Here is a 15,070-nt window from a genome sequence, read left to right on the forward strand (position 1 = left end):
ACCTGTCGGTCAATCCTGCTCCACGTTCCACTTTTCCCGCACAGCGGCCATGCGTTCTTCAAGCGTGGTCATTTCTTCCAGAATGGTTTCGCTACGCTGCTTGCACGATTCAAAGGTCTTGAGCAGATCGCTGGAGCGGGCGTGGTCGGCGTACACATCCGGGTCGGCCAGTTGGCCTTCCACAAGGGCCTGCTGGTCAAGCACCGAGGCAAGCTCTGTTTCCAGAGCTTCGTAACGGTTTTGCAGGGGCTTTAGCTCCTTGTGCAGGGCATTGCGCCTGTCGGCCTGTTCGCGCTTGATGCGCTTCTGTTCATCGCGCGACAATGGCTGCGCGGCGGGCACGTCCGTCTGCCGGGCGCTGTTGCCCGATGCATTGGCGGCACTCTGGGGGCTTTCGCCCAAACCGTTCTGGCGGGCGCGGCGGTTTTCGTCATACGAGGCAAAGTCGGGGAATACGGTCAGCCCGTTTTCATTGAGTTCCCATGCTTCAGCCCCAACCTGCGAGAGCAGCCAGCGGTCATGCGCCACCATGAGCAGGGTGCCGTTAAACTTCTGTAGCGCGCTCACCAGGGCTTCGCGGCTTTCGAGGTCAAGATGGTTGGTGGGTTCGTCCAGCAACAGAAAGTTGCAGCGCTTCAAAAACAGCGTTGCCAGCACCAGGCGGCTTTTTTCGCCACCCGAAAGGGCGCTCACCTGCCGTTCAAAATAGTCCTGCCCCAGCATAAAGAGCCCGAGAACACTCATCAGCTCTTCTTCCGTGGTGTGCGGATCTGAAAGACGGCGGATCTCGCCAAGCACAGTGGTATCGCCCCGCAAGGTGTCCATCTGATGCTGGGTGTAGTAGCCCATGCGCATCTGCGATGCCGTAACCACATTGCCGCCGCACCGCTCCAGCGTACCTGCCAGCAGCTTGAGCAGGGTGGACTTGCCGCAGCCGTTGTGCCCCACCAGCGCCACCCGCTGCCCACGGAACAGGGTCAGGGTCAGGGGCGGCCACATGGTTTTGCCATCGCCAAAATGAAATTCCAGATCCGCAGCAGACAGAACAATCTTTTCTGAATGCGGAGCTTCGGGCCAGCTGAAATTCAGCTCCTTGCGCTTGGGTTCCGGTCTGTAGTCTTCCAGCTCTTTTTCGAGCTTTTTGGCCATCTTCATCCGGGAACCCGCCTGACGGGCCTTGGTGGCCTTGGCGCGAAAGCGCTCCACAAAGGCCATCTTGCGGTCAAGATCGTCCTTGAGGGCGCGGGCTTCACGCTCACGCTGGGCGTTGTACTCGTCCTGAAGGGTCAGAAACTGCGTGTAGGTGGCCTTGCGGAACACGGGCTTGGACAGCCCGAGGTAGAGAACGTGCGTGCCGACATTATCCATGAACACACGGTCGTGGGCCACAAATACCAGCGCGCCGCTGAAGTCCATGAGAAAGGACTCCAGCCACTCCACGGCTTCTACATCGAGATGGTTGGTGGGTTCGTCCAGCAGCAGCACATCGGCGCCGGCGGTAAGCACGCGGGCCAGCTTGGCGCGCTCGCGCCAGCCGCCGGAGAGTTCGCGCAGGGTTCGGTTCCACTTGTTTTCGGCAAAGCCCAGACCGGAAAGCACGGCCTTGGCCCGATGCTCGGGATTGTAGCCGTAGAGCGCCTCAAGCTCGCCCTGACGGTGCATCAGGGAGGTCAGGCGCGACTCGTCCTTACTGGCGGCGGCTTCTTCCCATTCGGCCCAAAAATCGCTCCAGTCGTGCAGCACGTCCAGCACATAGGCCAGCAGCGGCGTTTCGAGGGATTCCTCTGAAAGCTCCTGCTCCACAAAGCCAAGGCGGCAGCCGCGCGGCAGAATCACCCGCCCGCCGTCAGGGCTTTCCACCCCGGCCAGGAGGCGCAGCAAGGTGGATTTGCCCGTACCGTTGGGCCCGCAAACGCACAGCCGTACACCGGAATCCACTTCCAGCGAAAAGTTGCTGAGAATGTCCCGTCCGCCAAATGCCTTGGAAAGTTCCTGTATGGTGATCTTCACAACCAGCCCTCGCGGCGGTAGCCGTCGATGGCTTCGGTCATACCTGCCTCAAGGCTCACGCGCGGCGCAAAACCCAGTTCGCGGCAGATGCGGCTGTTGTCGCACAGCCACCCGGCCTGACGGGCTTCACGGTATTTGTCCAGATTCCAGGCCGGGGCGCGCCGCAGCCCACGCCCCAAAAGGCGGCGGGACACGGCATCGGCAGCCACGGCAAAGGCCGTAGACAGCCCGGCAGTACAAGCCATGACGGGCAAAGGCATGCGCACTACGCGCACATTGCGGGGTGCGCGGCCAAGGGCCTTGTCCACCGCTGCGCCCATGACCCGGCAAAAGCCGGACATGGTATAGGCCTCGCCGTCACTCAGATGATAAACGCCGCTGGCTTCGGGCTTGCATGCGCACAGCACGGCCTGGGCCATGTCGTCCGCATGTACGGCGCTGACCGGGAACTCGCGTCCAGCGCCGGGGCTCACGGCCACATGGGCACGCATAACCCCCTGAAATACCGGCAGCAGGCCCTTGTCGCCCGAGCCATAAATGATGGGCGGGCGTAGGGTTACAAGACTTTGCCCAAGAGCGCGCCCAAGCACCTGCTCGGTAAGCATTTTTGACCAGCCATAGGCGGAAACCGGCGCAGGCGGCGTGGCATCGTCCACACCGGGGGCCGTGCCGCAGGGGCCGGTTGCCGCGAGGCTTGAAACCAGCACAAAGCGAAAGTCCGCCCCAAGGTTTCCAGCGCGGGCAAGGCGGGTTATTGCGCTGGCCATGCTGCGGGCGGCAAGGGCGTTGGCCCGCAGATAATCCTGCCAGCCAAGGCCAAAAAGCAGGGCCGCCATGTGAATGACCACATCCTTGCCGTGCAGGGCTTCTGCAAGCCCCTGACCCGTGCTCAGATCGGCCTGGACTGTTTCCACGCCCGCAGGCAGATGCCCGGTGCGCGAGGCAGCCCGAGTGAGGCAGGCGACCTGCGCTCCGGCTTCCAGCAGTTGCGGCAGCAGATGCCGCCCCACAAAACCAGTGCCGCCCGTAAGCAGCACTTTTTTACCCGCCAGATGCGGTGTATATACGGCGCTTTCAGTCATGGTCACGACTGAATCTCCCTGCGATAGATGCGGTAACGCTTGGTAAGCTGGCCCGAGAAATCTTCGAGCAAATCGTTGACGGGCGTGTTGTCTTCCAGCACCCAGGAACCCTCAACCCACTGAAAATGCGGGTGCTGACGCGCCTTTTCCAGCATGAAGTCGAGCAGCAGCAAGGGCAGGCCCATGAGGCGGAATTCTTCGCGAATACCAAAAAGAATGATGCGGTAGCCGCCGCGAATCTCTGCGCGGGACTGCCACCAGTGCCACAAAGCCGAGATGCCCAGCTTGCCGTTGAGCCGCCGCAAGAGCGGGGCCATGTCCGGCAGGGCCACCATGCCTGCGGCTGGTTCGTTATTGTGGAAGAACAGTACAAAAAATTCCGGATCAAGAACGCTTTTGAGCTCCTTGACGTGCTGTTCCGCCTCGCCGTCAGAAAGGGGAGAAAAACCCCAGTTCTTGGCCCAGGACACCTTGTACAGCTCCAGCATGGCGCGGATATCCTCCGCCAGCGTGGCCTTGCTGGACGTACGGCAGGTAAAGCGCCCCTCGGCCTTGAGGCGCGTCACTTCCTCACTGAGCCATTCCGGCGGCGTAAGGCGCGAGCGCTCGATCTGGTAGGCGAAAAGATCCTGCTCCTTGCGCAGATGCCACGTTTCGAGCAGCTCTGCGTAATACGGCGGGTTCCAGGGCATCATGATGGTGGGCGCAAGGTCAAAGCCATGCACCAGCAGGCCGCAGGTATAGTTGGCCGAGGGATTCAGCGGCCCGCGCATAAAGCGCATGCCCTGCTCGGCCAGCCAGCCGTACGCCGCATCCAGCAGGGCGTGGGCGGCCTCGGGATCATTGGCGCACTCAAAAAAGCCGAAGGCCCCGCACTTTTCATTGGCATAGGCATTGTACTTTTCGTCCACAATGGCTGCTATGCGGCCAATGGCGCGGCCATCGCGCAGCACAAGAAAGAGTTCGCGTCGGGCGCTTTCCCAGAAGGGATGTTCACCGGGCGTGAGCAGTTCACGATCCTGACTTTTAAGGCCAGGCGTCCACAGGGAGCCACGTTCATACAGGCTCCACGGTAAATCCATGAACTGGTCAAATTCCTGCTTGGAGCGGGCGGGGATAACGGTAAGCGACATAGTTAGTCCAAATCCAGGCTGCCGCAATAAGCGCCCAGGTCTTCAATGCCCAGCTTTTCACACAGGGCGGGGAGTTCCTCTGCCAGGGCAAAGGCGCAGTCGGGCCGCATGAAGTTGCCCGTGCCAACCTGCACGGCGCGCGCGCCCACCAGCAAAAATTCCAGCGCGTCTTCGGCGGTGACAATGCCGCCCACACCGATAACGGGGATGTTCACGGCGCGGGCCACCTGCCACACGCAGCGCAGGGCCACGGGCTTGATGGCAGGGCCGGAAAGCCCGCCCACCACGTTGGCCAGCGAGGGTTTGCGGCTGTTCAGATCCACAGACATGCCGAGTAGCGTGTTGATGCACGAGATACTGTCCGCGCCTGCGTCTTCAACGCTGCGGGCCATAAGGGCGATATCCGTCACGTTGGGCGAGAGCTTGACCATAACGTGCTTGCCCGGCGCGGCGCGGCGCACGGCAGCCGTGACCTGGGCGGCAAGCGCCGGATCCTGGCCAAACAGCACGCCGCCTTCCTTGACGTTGGGGCAGGAGACGTTCACCTCAAGGGCGGCAACGCCTTCTTCCGCATTGAGGCGGGCGGCAAGCTCGGCGAATTCCTCCACCGAACCGGCGTAAATATTGGCGATAACGGCTGTTTCCTGCCAGGGCAGGCGGGGGAGCTTGTCTTGGCAGAAAACCTCGACTCCGTCATTTTGCAGACCCACGGCGTTAAGCATGCCCGCGGTGGTTTCCACAATACGCGGCGTGGCGTTGCCCTGACGTGGCAACAGGGAAAGACCCTTGGCGACCAGACCGCCAAGCGAGGCAAGATCGCCGTAAGAGGCAAACTCCAGCCCGTAGCCGAAGGTGCCTGAAGCCGTGAGCACAGGGTTCTTAAGGGTCAGATCGTGCGTCTGCCCCTTGAGTGTGACGGAAAGATCCATGCCGCTTTCTCCAGATTGCCGACATCCGGCATTTTGTGCGTGGCTTCGCCTGACAAGACAGGCCCGCGCGTACCCACGCGCGACCGCCGGTTCGCCGGTGCGGCGCGCCATGGCCGTAACGGATGCCGCATGCGGGCGTTAACGTCGTTTCAGGAATCAAGGAAGCGCAGGCAAAACCTACAGTTCTACCTGATCCGACCAGAATACCGGGCCGTGGTTGCACACCTGCACCAGGCCTTCGCGCTTTGCTTCAACCGGCCAGGATTCTGTGGTTTTGGTCACGCAGCCAAGGCATGCACCCACACCGCAGGCCATGCGGTTTTCAAGCGAAACCTGGCAGCGAACGCCAAGCTCGGCGGCAAACTTCTGCACGGTGCGCATAAAGGGGGTAGGCCCGCAGGCAAGCACAAGGCCCTTCTGCTCAGCGTATTCGCTCATGCGCTCCTGAATGGTAAAAATAAAATCGTCCAGATCGCCGGATTCCGCTTCGCGCAGGCTGTCCAGCGGCACGTGCTCGTTGATGCTGTCCACTGGATAGCAACTGATGTGCTCGCGGTGCCCAAAGAGCATGGACACATTCCACGGCTTGGGATGCTCGCTCACGTAGCCCACAAAGGGGACTATGCCCATGCCGCCTGCCAGCAGCAGGGTCGGAGTGTCCGGCTCAACGGCAAACCCGTTGCCCAGCGGCCCCCATACGCGAACCTTGTCGCCGGAGCGCAGCTCGGACATGCGCCTTGTGCCTTTGCCGCGCACCTGGAAAAAGCAGATCATATGCCGGGAGGTCATATGGCAGATGCCAAGAGGACGCGCCCAAGGGATATCCAGCCCGAAATTTCGGGGACGGATCATGACAAACTGCCCAGGCCGCCACCGAGTCCACTCGGGGCGGGAGAGGCGCAACGCAAAAAAGCGGCTTTCGTTGCCGGTCTGCCCAAAAGGCACAAGATCGAGAACATCAAGCTCGCAAGAAGATGTTTGTGACATGTCTATAATAATAGTCCTAGTTAGGTTCTAGGTCAACTGACCCCGCTACTCCAAGCCTCTTTGCTAATGTATACAAGAAGTGTATCAATTGTCCATTCTGACGGCCCTCCTTCCCACCATAATCCGCTCCGTTCAACCCTGTTAAATTTAACCTTTTCAGCCAGCCCTGCGCTGGGTATAGTGCCCGCAGGAGAATTTTTATGAGTGACATCTTCGCTTCCCGCCGTGAAAACCTCCGGCGTGCCATGCGCTTGCGCGGGCTTGACGCCATGCTCATCAGCCAGGCTGCCAACAGGTTTTATCTTTCCGGTTTTGAGCTGCATGATCCACAGTTTAACGAAAGCGCAGGCAGACTTGTCATCACATCTGATGGGCACGACTGGCTGGCAACAGACGGCCGCTATCTGGACGCAGCCTCACGCATCTGGGATCGCGAACGCATCTTTATATACGGCGGCAACGCAGCGCGCGAACTGCACGGATTGCTCAGGCGCTGCGGCAGCCGCATTGGCATTGAGGCCAACGGCGTCAGCCTCACCTTTGCCCGCGATCTGACTGACGCTGGCTCCGGCCTGTATTGCGAGGCGGCTGACGGCATGGTCGAGCGCCTGCGCCGCATCAAGGAACCCTGCGAAATCTCCGCGCTGGAAAAATCTTTTGCGCTCAATCACAAACTGATGAAATGGGTTGAGGGCCAGCTGGAGCCGGGACGCACAGAGGCCGACATAAGCTGGCTCATTGAGCGCTTTTTTCGCGAAAACGGCGCTTCGGAACTTGCTTTTGCCAACATTGTGGCCGTGGGCAAAAACGCCGCCCTGCCCCATGCCATCCCCGGTCAGGACGCTGTTACAGACAACTGCCCGGTTCTGGTCGATGTGGGCTGCCGCGTTGAGAACTACTGCTCTGACCAGACCCGCACCTTCTGGGTGGGTACGGCACCGACTGACGAGTTCCGCCGTGCGCTCGACCTTACCCGGCAGGCGCAGACGGCGGCCATAGAGGGCATGCGCCCCGGCATGCCTTTGCGCATGGCCTATGCGCTGGCGCATGATGTTTTTGCCAAAGCTGGCGTCGCCAATGCCTTTACGCACGGCCTCGGGCACGGCGTGGGCCTTGAAACCCACGAAGCACCCAGCCTTTCGCCCCGCGCTGAGGGTGTTCTGGAACCTGGCATGGTTGTGACCGTTGAGCCGGGGCTCTACTATCCTCAATGGGGCGGCATCCGCTGGGAATACACCGTGCTGGTTGAAGAAGACGGCGTCAGAATCCTTTAAGGAGGCGGCATGAGCATTCTCTTTCTGGTGGGCGCGCGGGCTTCGGGCAAAACAACCATCGGCAAGGCGCTTGCCAGAAGCCTCGGCCTGCCCTTTGCCGACACTGATCAGCATTTGCTGCACCGGGCGGGCCGTACTGTAGAGCAGATTGTGGCCGCAGAGGGCTGGCCCGGCTTCCGCAGCCGGGAAAGTCAGGCTTTGCAGGAAGTGGTGGACGCACACCCCGCTGGCTGCGTCGTTTCCACCGGGGGCGGCATGGTGCTGGCGGAAGAAAATCGCCGCCTCATGCGCCAACGCGGCATGGTTGTTTTTCTCGATGCCCCTGTGCAGACCCTTGCCGAAAGACTGAGCCGCAACCCTGTCAACAACCAGCGCCCTTCGCTAACCGGTAAGGGACTCATTGAAGAAATCGGCCAGATTCTGAACGAACGGCGGCATCTTTATGAACAAGCCGCGCACCACATAGTTGATGCATCGCGGCCCATGCCTGTTGTCTGCCAGCACATAGAGCAGCTCTTGCAGGAACGGAAGCCGCAGGACCACGCCAAGGCATGACCATACACTTCACCCTGCCCTCACTGTTTGCCTTCAATGGCTGATACCGATCGCATTTCATCCCAATTGCCAGCGCCGCTTGTATCCGTGGTGCTGCCAGCGTGGAATGCGGCCCGCACTCTGGGCGCAACCCTGCAAAGCCTGCTCGGGCAGCGCCCGGCCCCAGGCGCGCCCTTACCCGAATTTGAAATTATTGTTGCTGACGACGGATCCACCGACGACACCCTCGAGCTTCTGGAATACTGGGCAAGCCCCATCCGTTGTGGTCACAGATTGCGGGCACTGCACCTGCCGCACGGCGGCATTGTGGCAGCGCTTAATGCAGGGCTTGCCGTGGCGCGCGGTTCGTTTATAGCGCGCATGGATGCGGACGATACGGCGCATCCCTTGCGCATTGCCACGCAGGCCGCTCATCTTTTCAACAACCCGCAACTCAGCGTGTCGGCAACCTGCGTGGCTTTTGGCGGAGATCGCGCAACAGCACACGGCTTTGCCCACTTTGTGGACTGGCAGAACAGCCTGCTCACACATACCCAGATCAGCCGCGCACGTTTCCGGGATACGCCCCTGTGTCATCCCTCGGTCATGTTTCGCAGGGAATGCGTGGACAAATGGGGCGCGTACCGTGACGGCGACTTTGCCGAAGACTGGGAGATCTGGCTGCGCTGGCTCCACCACGGCGCGGTGATGGAAAAGCTGCCCCACGAAATGCTGGTGTGGAATGACGCTCCAACCCGCGCCACCCGGGCAGACAGCAGATACGCACGCGCGGCCTGCGACAGGCTGCGGGCACTATGGCTGGCCCGTTGGCTTGAGGAACACAACCCCTTTCATCCCCATGTTTGGGTAATCGGCGGCGGGCGCGTTGCCCGGCAACGGCTGGCCCCCTTGTGGCCGCTGGGGCCAAGGCCAGATGCCTACATTGATATTGATCCCAAAAAGATCGGCAATTGCGTAAACGGCATCCCTGTTCTGGCACGCAGTACGCTGCCCAAGCCCGGGCACTGCTGTATTCTCAATGCCCTCACGGCCCACGGCGCAGCAGAAGAAGCTGGTCAGTGGCTCTCGCACGCAGGGTATGAGCAGCAGGATTGGCTCCTGGTTTGATATATCCTTTTTTAATAATGCAGACCTGTTAAATCTGGTTTAACATTCGTTTGTGTCTTTCTGCGCAAGCGTTTTTCACTCAGTAGCACGCACTGTCCACTGCAATACTGCAACTATGGTACACTTTATTACACAATCCTCTGCTTCACGCGCTGCCACAACAAGCCGAGCACTTTATTTGTTTGTTTAAACAGCCAATATTGACGCACAGACATCACTGAGTTGATGCAGTAGACCAAAACAATCGACATAAAGACTGTTTTACACTCCGTGCAGCTTTGAGCACAAAGCTTGTGAAAAAAAAATTGCGGAGTTTGCGAAATTTGTCACCAATACCCTTTGACATAACAGGGCTGAGCAGATATCTTGCAAGGGCTTTATGTATTTTCAACTCCTTCAATCCGCAATTCACATGGAGGATGCGGCATGCTGGACCTAAACGTCACTCTTCTTTTTCAGCTGGCGAACTTCTTTATCGCCATTTATGTGCTTAACATCCTCCTGATTCGCCCCATCCGCGAAATCATCAAAAAGCGCAACGGCGTCATGGATGACATGGCCGAGGAAGCCGGTTCTTTCGAGTACCAGGCTGGCGAACGGCTCACCAACTATGAGGCCGAACTGGCCCGCGCCCGTCAGGACGCAGGCAGCAACCGTGAGGCTGGCCGCGCCGCTGGCGTGGCCGAACAGCAGAAGCTTGTGGGCGAAGCTCAGCAAAGCGCCCGCGATATTCTGGCTGAAACCCGCGCCTCGCTGCAGGCACAGGCTGCGGAAACCCTTGCTGCGTTGCGCAAGCAGGTGGGTGAATTTTCCACCCGTCTGGCCGACCGCCTCATCAAGGGCTAGCAAGCGGCGCTGACTCAGGCCTTTGCGGGCCGTTCCGCAACGCTCGCGTTGCGGCTTCACTGGGAACTGTTTTCGAATCGGTATTATCGAACAGAGGGGGTGGGCTTTGAGCAGATGGAAACACGCGGGGTTTATCCTGCCGCTCGTTATTGCCTTTGCCGCGCTGGTGGTCATTCCTGCGGGAGCCATGGCTTCTGAAGGGCATGCAGCGCCGCGTTGGGGCGACTTCGGCTGGCGCGTGCTCAACTTCGTAATTTTTGCCGGCATCCTCTGGTACTTCGTTGGCGGGCTGGCCAAGCGTTTCTTTAAGAACCGCCGCGAAGGCATCAAGAATGCGCTGGACGATCTTGACGAACGTCGCAAGACGGCCAAGGAGCAGCTGGCCTCGGTAGAGACCCGCATTGCCAACCTTAATGCTGAACGCGAGGCCATCTTGGCCGAGAGCCGCCAGCAGGCCGAAGCCCTCAAGCAGGGCATTGTGGAAGAGGCTCACCGCCAGGCCGCTCAGATTGTGGAGCAGGCGCGCCTTACGGCGGAAAATGAAGGCCGCGCGATCTTTGCTGAAGTGCGCGCCTCCATTGCCGATGAGATCGTGAACGCCGCCGAGAAAGCTCTGAGCTCCAAGCTCAATGCGGCCGAGCACGATAAGCTTATCGCCAACTCCCTTAACAAGGTGGTGCTCCATTGATTAACACCGTGGTTGCACGCAGGTATGCCAACGCAATTTTTGCGCTTGGCAAAAAGGATGGGGATGCAGCCCTGAGCTCGCGTGGCGATTGCCTGGCGTCTCTTGGTGAAATGCTTGCCGCCGCGCCTGGGCTTGACCTTACCTTGAAAAGCCCTGTTATCGGCGTAAGCGAAAAGAAGGCAGTTCTCGACAAACTGCTGACCAAACTCAAGGCTGACGAAACCATGCGCAATTTCTGCTTTCTGCTTGCAGATAAGGAAAGGCTTGCCTTTTTGAGCGAAATTGCAGCGTGGTACGGCAAACTGCTGGACGAGGCCAAGGGTATCATCCGCGGCCAATGCATAACCGCAGTACAACTTTCCGCAGACAAAAAGTCTAAGCTCAAGGATACCTTGCAACAGAAAGCGGGCACCGATATTGAGCTGACCTTTGCCGTGGACAAAGACATACTAGGGGGTATGGTGCTCAAAATGGGTGACCGGGTGCTGGACGCAAGTCTGCGCGCGCAGTTGGGAATCCTTCGGGAGACATTCAAGAGGGGTGAATAGCACATGCAGATCAAAGCGGAAGAGATAAGCAAGATCATTGAGGATCAAATCCAAAACTACGAGCAGCGCGTCGAAATGAGCGAAACTGGCACCGTACTCTACGTCGGTGACGGTATCGCCCGTGTCTACGGGGTCAAGAACGCGATGTCCATGGAACTGCTGGAATTCCCCGGCGGCATCATGGGCATGGTGCTCAACCTCGAAGAAGACAACGTCGGCGTGGCCCTGCTCGGTTCGGACGTGGGCATCAAGGAAGGCGACCCGGTCAAGCGTACCGGCAAGATCTTCTCCGTGCCTGTGGGCGACGGCGTTATGGGTCGTGTGCTCAACCCCCTGGGTGAGCCCATCGACGGCCTTGGCCCCATCGAAGCCACGGAAGTGCGCCCGGTGGAAATCAAGGCCCCCGGCATCATCGCGCGTAAGAGCGTGCATGAGCCCATGCCCACTGGCCTTAAGGCCATTGACGCCATGACTCCCATTGGCCGCGGACAGCGCGAACTTATCATTGGCGACCGCCAGACCGGTAAGACCGCTGTTTGCGTTGACGCCATTCTGGCGCAGAAAGAAACGGACATTCACTGCTTCTACGTGGCCATCGGCCAGAAGAAGTCGTCCGTGGCTCTGGTGGCCGACACCTTGCGCCGTTACGGCGCGATGGAATACACCACCATCATTTCAGCCACGGCGTCCGATCCCGCGCCCTTGCAGTACATTGCGGCATACACCGGCTGCGCAATGGCCGAGTTCTACCGCAATAACGGCAAGCACGCCCTCATCATTTACGATGACCTTTCCAAGCAGGCCGTGGCTTATCGCCAGATGTCGCTGCTGCTCCGTCGCCCTCCGGGACGTGAAGCTTTCCCCGGCGACGTGTTCTACCTCCACTCGCGTTTGCTTGAACGCGCCGCGAAGGTGAACGACAGCCTTGGTGCCGGTTCTTTGACGGCTCTGCCCATCATTGAAACCCAGGCGGGCGACGTTTCCGCGTACATCCCCACCAACGTGATTTCCATCACCGACGGTCAGGTGTACCTGGAACCCAACCTCTTCAACGCCGGTGTGCGTCCGGCCATTAACGTGGGCCTTTCGGTTTCCCGCGTGGGTGGCGCAGCGCAGATCAAGGCCATGAAGCAGGTCGCCGGTACCATGCGTCTTGACCTTGCCCAGTATCGCGAACTTGCGGCTTTTGCCCAGTTCGGCTCTGATCTGGACAAGGGCACCAAGGCCAAGCTTGATCGTGGTGCACGCCTGGTGGAACTGCTCAAGCAGCCCCAGTACAGGCCCATGCCCTCGCATGAGCAGGTTGCCTCCATCTACGCCGCTACCCGTGGTCACATGGATGACGTGCCGGTGGATCAGATCCGCAAGTTTGAAGACGACATGCTCACCTTTATGCGTGATACGCGTAAGGACGTGCTTGACGCCATTAAGGATAAGAAAGTCATTGACGAGGCTGTGGAAAAAGCGCTCACCGAGGCCATTACCGCCTTCAAGCAGGGCTGGAAGGCCTAGGGGCCCCCTCCATACGGGAGATAAGCATGCCTTCACTCAAAGACGTAAAAATGAAGATCGTGGGGGTCGGTAAGACCAAGCAGATCACCAAGGCCATGAACATGGTGGCCTCGGCGAAACTGCGCGGCGCCCAGGCCCGCATCGAGCGCTTCAGGCCGTACGCGGCCAAATACCGCGACGTGCTCGCCGAACTGTCTAGCAAGGTGGAGGGCAATGCCCACCCCCTGCTGGCAGAGCATGAGGAAAAGAAACACTGCGCCATTGTGCTGGTTACATCCGACCGTGGCCTGTGCGGCAGCTTTAACGGCAACATCATCGCCACCGCTCTGCGTCTGGCGAAGGAAAAAGCCGGGGCAGGAATGGAGATCAGCTTTGCCTGTGTGGGACGCAAGGGGCGCGACGCCATTCGTTCTGCCGGGCACACGATCCTCACTGCCTATGGCGACCGCATGGGGAGCATAGACTTCGCTCTCGCCAGCTCTGTGGCGCAGGAAGTCATTCACGGTTACGAAACCTTCGCATTCGACGAAGTGTGGCTGATCTACGGCGAGTTCGTATCCATGGGCAGCCAGCCGCCCCGCACCCTTCGCCTTCTGCCGTTGCAAACGCCGGAAGCTGAAGAAGTGGCAGAAGTGGCCGGAACGCCCCGTTGCGAATACGTGTACGAGCCGCAGGAAGAAAAGCTGTTGGCGGAGCTTCTGCCCCGCTACGTCAAGGTGCAGGTTTACCGTGGCATGTTGGACACCTCGGCCAGCGAGCACGCCGCCCGCATGGCTGCCATGGACAACGCCACCCGTAACTGCAACGAGATGATCAACATGCTGACGCGGCTCTACAACAAGACGCGGCAGGCTTCCATCACCAGCGACCTCATCGACATCGTCGGCGGCGCTGAAGCGCTGAAGGGTTAAGGAGCCAAACATGAGCAAAAACATCGGTAAAGTCGTTCAGGTTATCGGCGCCGTTGTGGACGTAGAGTTCAGCGACGGCAACCTGCCGAGTATCTTCACCGCCCTGGAGATAACCAACCCGAACAATAGCGATGCTCCCAGCCTCATCTGTGAGGTTGCGCAGCATCTGGGCGACAACGTCGTTCGTACCATCGCCATGGACGCCACTGAAGGCCTTGTCCGCGGCATGGATGCGGTCGACACCGGGAACCCCATCATGGTTCCTGTTGGCAAGGCCGCCGTTGGCCGTATCCTGAACGTCATCGGTCGCCCCGTTGACGAACTGGGCCCGGTCAATGCTGAAAAATACTACCCCATCCACCGTCCGGCTCCTAAATTCACGGATCTGAACACCAAGGTGGAACTGCTTGAAACCGGCATCAAGGTCGTTGACCTTCTTGTTCCCTTCCCCAAGGGCGGCAAGATGGGCCTCTTCGGCGGCGCCGGCGTGGGCAAGACCGTTATTCTGATGGAGATGATCAACAACATCGCCAAGCAGCACGGCGGTTCGTCGGTTTTCGCGGGCGTGGGCGAACGCACCCGTGAAGGCAACGACTTGTACCACGAACTCAAGGACGCGGGCGTTCTGGAACGCGCCACGCTTGTGTACGGCCAGATGAACGAACCTCCGGGAGCCCGTGCCCGCGTGGCCCTTACGGCCCTTGCTTGCGCGGAATACTTCCGTGACGAAGAACATCAGGACGTGTTGCTCTTCATCGACAACATCTTCCGTTTCACGCAGGCTGGTTCCGAAGTGTCCGCTCTGCTTGGCCGCATGCCCTCGGCCGTGGGTTATCAGCCCACCCTGGGTACTGACCTTGGTGCCTTGCAGGAACGCATCACCTCGACCAACAACGGTTCGATCACGTCGGTGCAGGCCGTTTACGTCCCTGCTGACGACTTGACTGACCCGGCCCCGGCCACCACGTTCTCGCACTTGGACGGAACGCTCGTGCTTTCCCGCCAGATCGCAGAACTTGGCATCTACCCCGCCGTGGACCCGCTCGACTCCACCTCGCGCATCCTCGACCCCAACGTTGTGGGCGATGATCACTACATGGTGGCCCGTCGTGTGCAGATGGTGCTCCAGAAGTACAAAGAACTTCAGGACATCATCGCCATCCTCGGCATGGACGAGCTGTCTGACGAAGACAAGCTGACTGTTGCGCGTGCGCGCCGCATTCAGCGCTTCCTCTCGCAGCCCTTCCACGTGGCCGAAACCTTCACCGGCACCCCTGGCCAGTATGTGAAGCTTGAAGACACCATCAAGGGCTTCAAGGGCATTCTGGACGGCGCATACGACCACATGGCGGAAGGCGACTTCTACATGCTGGGCGGCATTGAACAGGCCGTTGCCAAGTACGAACAGCGCAAGCTGCAGGAAGAGAAGTAAGGCGTTAATCGCAACGCTTTGAGGTTCTGGGTCGCGCCTTGCACAAGGCGCGACCC

14 protein-coding genes are annotated in these 15,070 nt (G+C 59.7%); 9 read left to right on the forward strand and 5 right to left on the reverse strand.

The window, feature by feature from the left end:
* Window positions 1–9 precede the first annotated feature (9 nt).
* From ACUZ9Q_RS13805 to ACUZ9Q_RS13825, 5 genes are all read right to left on the reverse strand, one after another.
* Window positions 10–2,010, reverse strand: coding sequence for an ATP-binding cassette domain-containing protein (locus tag ACUZ9Q_RS13805; RefSeq protein WP_449248055.1), 2,001 nt, complete (start codon window positions 2,008–2,010; stop codon window positions 10–12).
* Window positions 2,007–3,092: an NAD-dependent epimerase/dehydratase family protein gene (locus ACUZ9Q_RS13810; RefSeq protein WP_449248148.1), complete on the reverse strand. Its 1,086-nt coding sequence runs from the start codon at window positions 3,090–3,092 to the stop codon at window positions 2,007–2,009. The genes ACUZ9Q_RS13805 and ACUZ9Q_RS13810 overlap by 4 nt, the downstream gene beginning before the upstream one ends.
* Window positions 3,093–3,094: 2 nt before the next feature.
* Entirely contained in the window at window positions 3,095–4,225 is a 1,131-nt protein-coding gene (locus tag ACUZ9Q_RS13815; protein ID WP_192113062.1) for a hypothetical protein, read from the reverse strand.
* Window positions 4,226–4,227: 2 nt separating this feature from the next.
* Window positions 4,228–5,154 carry a dihydroorotate dehydrogenase gene (locus ACUZ9Q_RS13820; protein ID WP_227118770.1) on the reverse strand — a complete coding sequence of 309 codons (927 nt, stop codon included), beginning with the start codon at window positions 5,152–5,154 and terminating at the stop codon, window positions 4,228–4,230.
* Between the two features lie 177 nt (window positions 5,155–5,331).
* The gene (locus ACUZ9Q_RS13825) at window positions 5,332–6,141 is read right to left on the reverse strand and encodes an iron-sulfur cluster-binding protein (protein ID WP_449248056.1); all 810 of its coding nucleotides are present in this window, start codon (window positions 6,139–6,141) and stop codon (window positions 5,332–5,334) included.
* A gap of 200 nt (window positions 6,142–6,341) precedes the next feature.
* Between ACUZ9Q_RS13825 and ACUZ9Q_RS13830 the strand changes: the two genes are divergently transcribed.
* The 9 genes from ACUZ9Q_RS13830 to atpD all read left to right on the forward strand — a co-directional run bounded on the left by ACUZ9Q_RS13830 (window position 6,342) and on the right by atpD (window position 15,014).
* Complete coding sequence (locus tag ACUZ9Q_RS13830; protein ID WP_192113065.1) at window positions 6,342–7,415, forward strand: M24 family metallopeptidase; 1,074 nt, start codon at window positions 6,342–6,344, stop codon at window positions 7,413–7,415.
* Between the two features lie 9 nt (window positions 7,416–7,424).
* Window positions 7,425–7,970, forward strand: a complete 546-nt coding sequence (aroL, locus tag ACUZ9Q_RS13835) for a shikimate kinase AroL (protein WP_192113066.1) — start codon at window positions 7,425–7,427, stop codon at window positions 7,968–7,970.
* A 36-nt stretch (window positions 7,971–8,006) separates the two neighbouring features.
* Entirely contained in the window at window positions 8,007–9,077 is a 1,071-nt protein-coding gene (locus ACUZ9Q_RS13840; RefSeq protein ID WP_449248057.1) for a glycosyltransferase, read from the forward strand.
* A gap of 426 nt (window positions 9,078–9,503) precedes the next feature.
* On the forward strand, window positions 9,504–9,923 hold the full coding sequence (locus tag ACUZ9Q_RS13845) for an ATP synthase F0 subunit B (RefSeq protein WP_192113068.1): 420 nt from the start codon (window positions 9,504–9,506) through the stop codon (window positions 9,921–9,923).
* A gap of 106 nt (window positions 9,924–10,029) precedes the next feature.
* Window positions 10,030–10,611, forward strand: coding sequence for an ATP synthase F0 subunit B (locus tag ACUZ9Q_RS13850; RefSeq protein WP_192113069.1), 582 nt, complete (start codon window positions 10,030–10,032; stop codon window positions 10,609–10,611).
* Entirely contained in the window at window positions 10,608–11,159 is a 552-nt protein-coding gene (atpH, locus tag ACUZ9Q_RS13855; protein WP_192113070.1) for an ATP synthase F1 subunit delta, read from the forward strand. Before ACUZ9Q_RS13850 ends, atpH begins: the two co-directional genes overlap by 4 nt.
* 3 nt (window positions 11,160–11,162) lie before the next feature.
* A complete protein-coding gene (atpA, locus tag ACUZ9Q_RS13860) occupies window positions 11,163–12,671 on the forward strand; it encodes a F0F1 ATP synthase subunit alpha (RefSeq protein WP_227118772.1) in 1,509 nt (502 codons plus the stop codon).
* A 26-nt stretch (window positions 12,672–12,697) separates the two neighbouring features.
* The gene (locus ACUZ9Q_RS13865; protein WP_192113072.1) at window positions 12,698–13,582 is read left to right on the forward strand and encodes a F0F1 ATP synthase subunit gamma; all 885 of its coding nucleotides are present in this window, start codon (window positions 12,698–12,700) and stop codon (window positions 13,580–13,582) included.
* 10 nt (window positions 13,583–13,592) lie between these two features.
* Window positions 13,593–15,014 carry a F0F1 ATP synthase subunit beta gene (atpD, locus tag ACUZ9Q_RS13870; RefSeq protein WP_298997594.1) on the forward strand — a complete coding sequence of 474 codons (1,422 nt, stop codon included), beginning with the start codon at window positions 13,593–13,595 and terminating at the stop codon, window positions 15,012–15,014.
* The last annotated feature ends 56 nt before the right edge of the window (window positions 15,015–15,070 follow it).

The sequence above is a fragment of the Desulfovibrio desulfopostgatei genome, assembly GCF_053570645.1.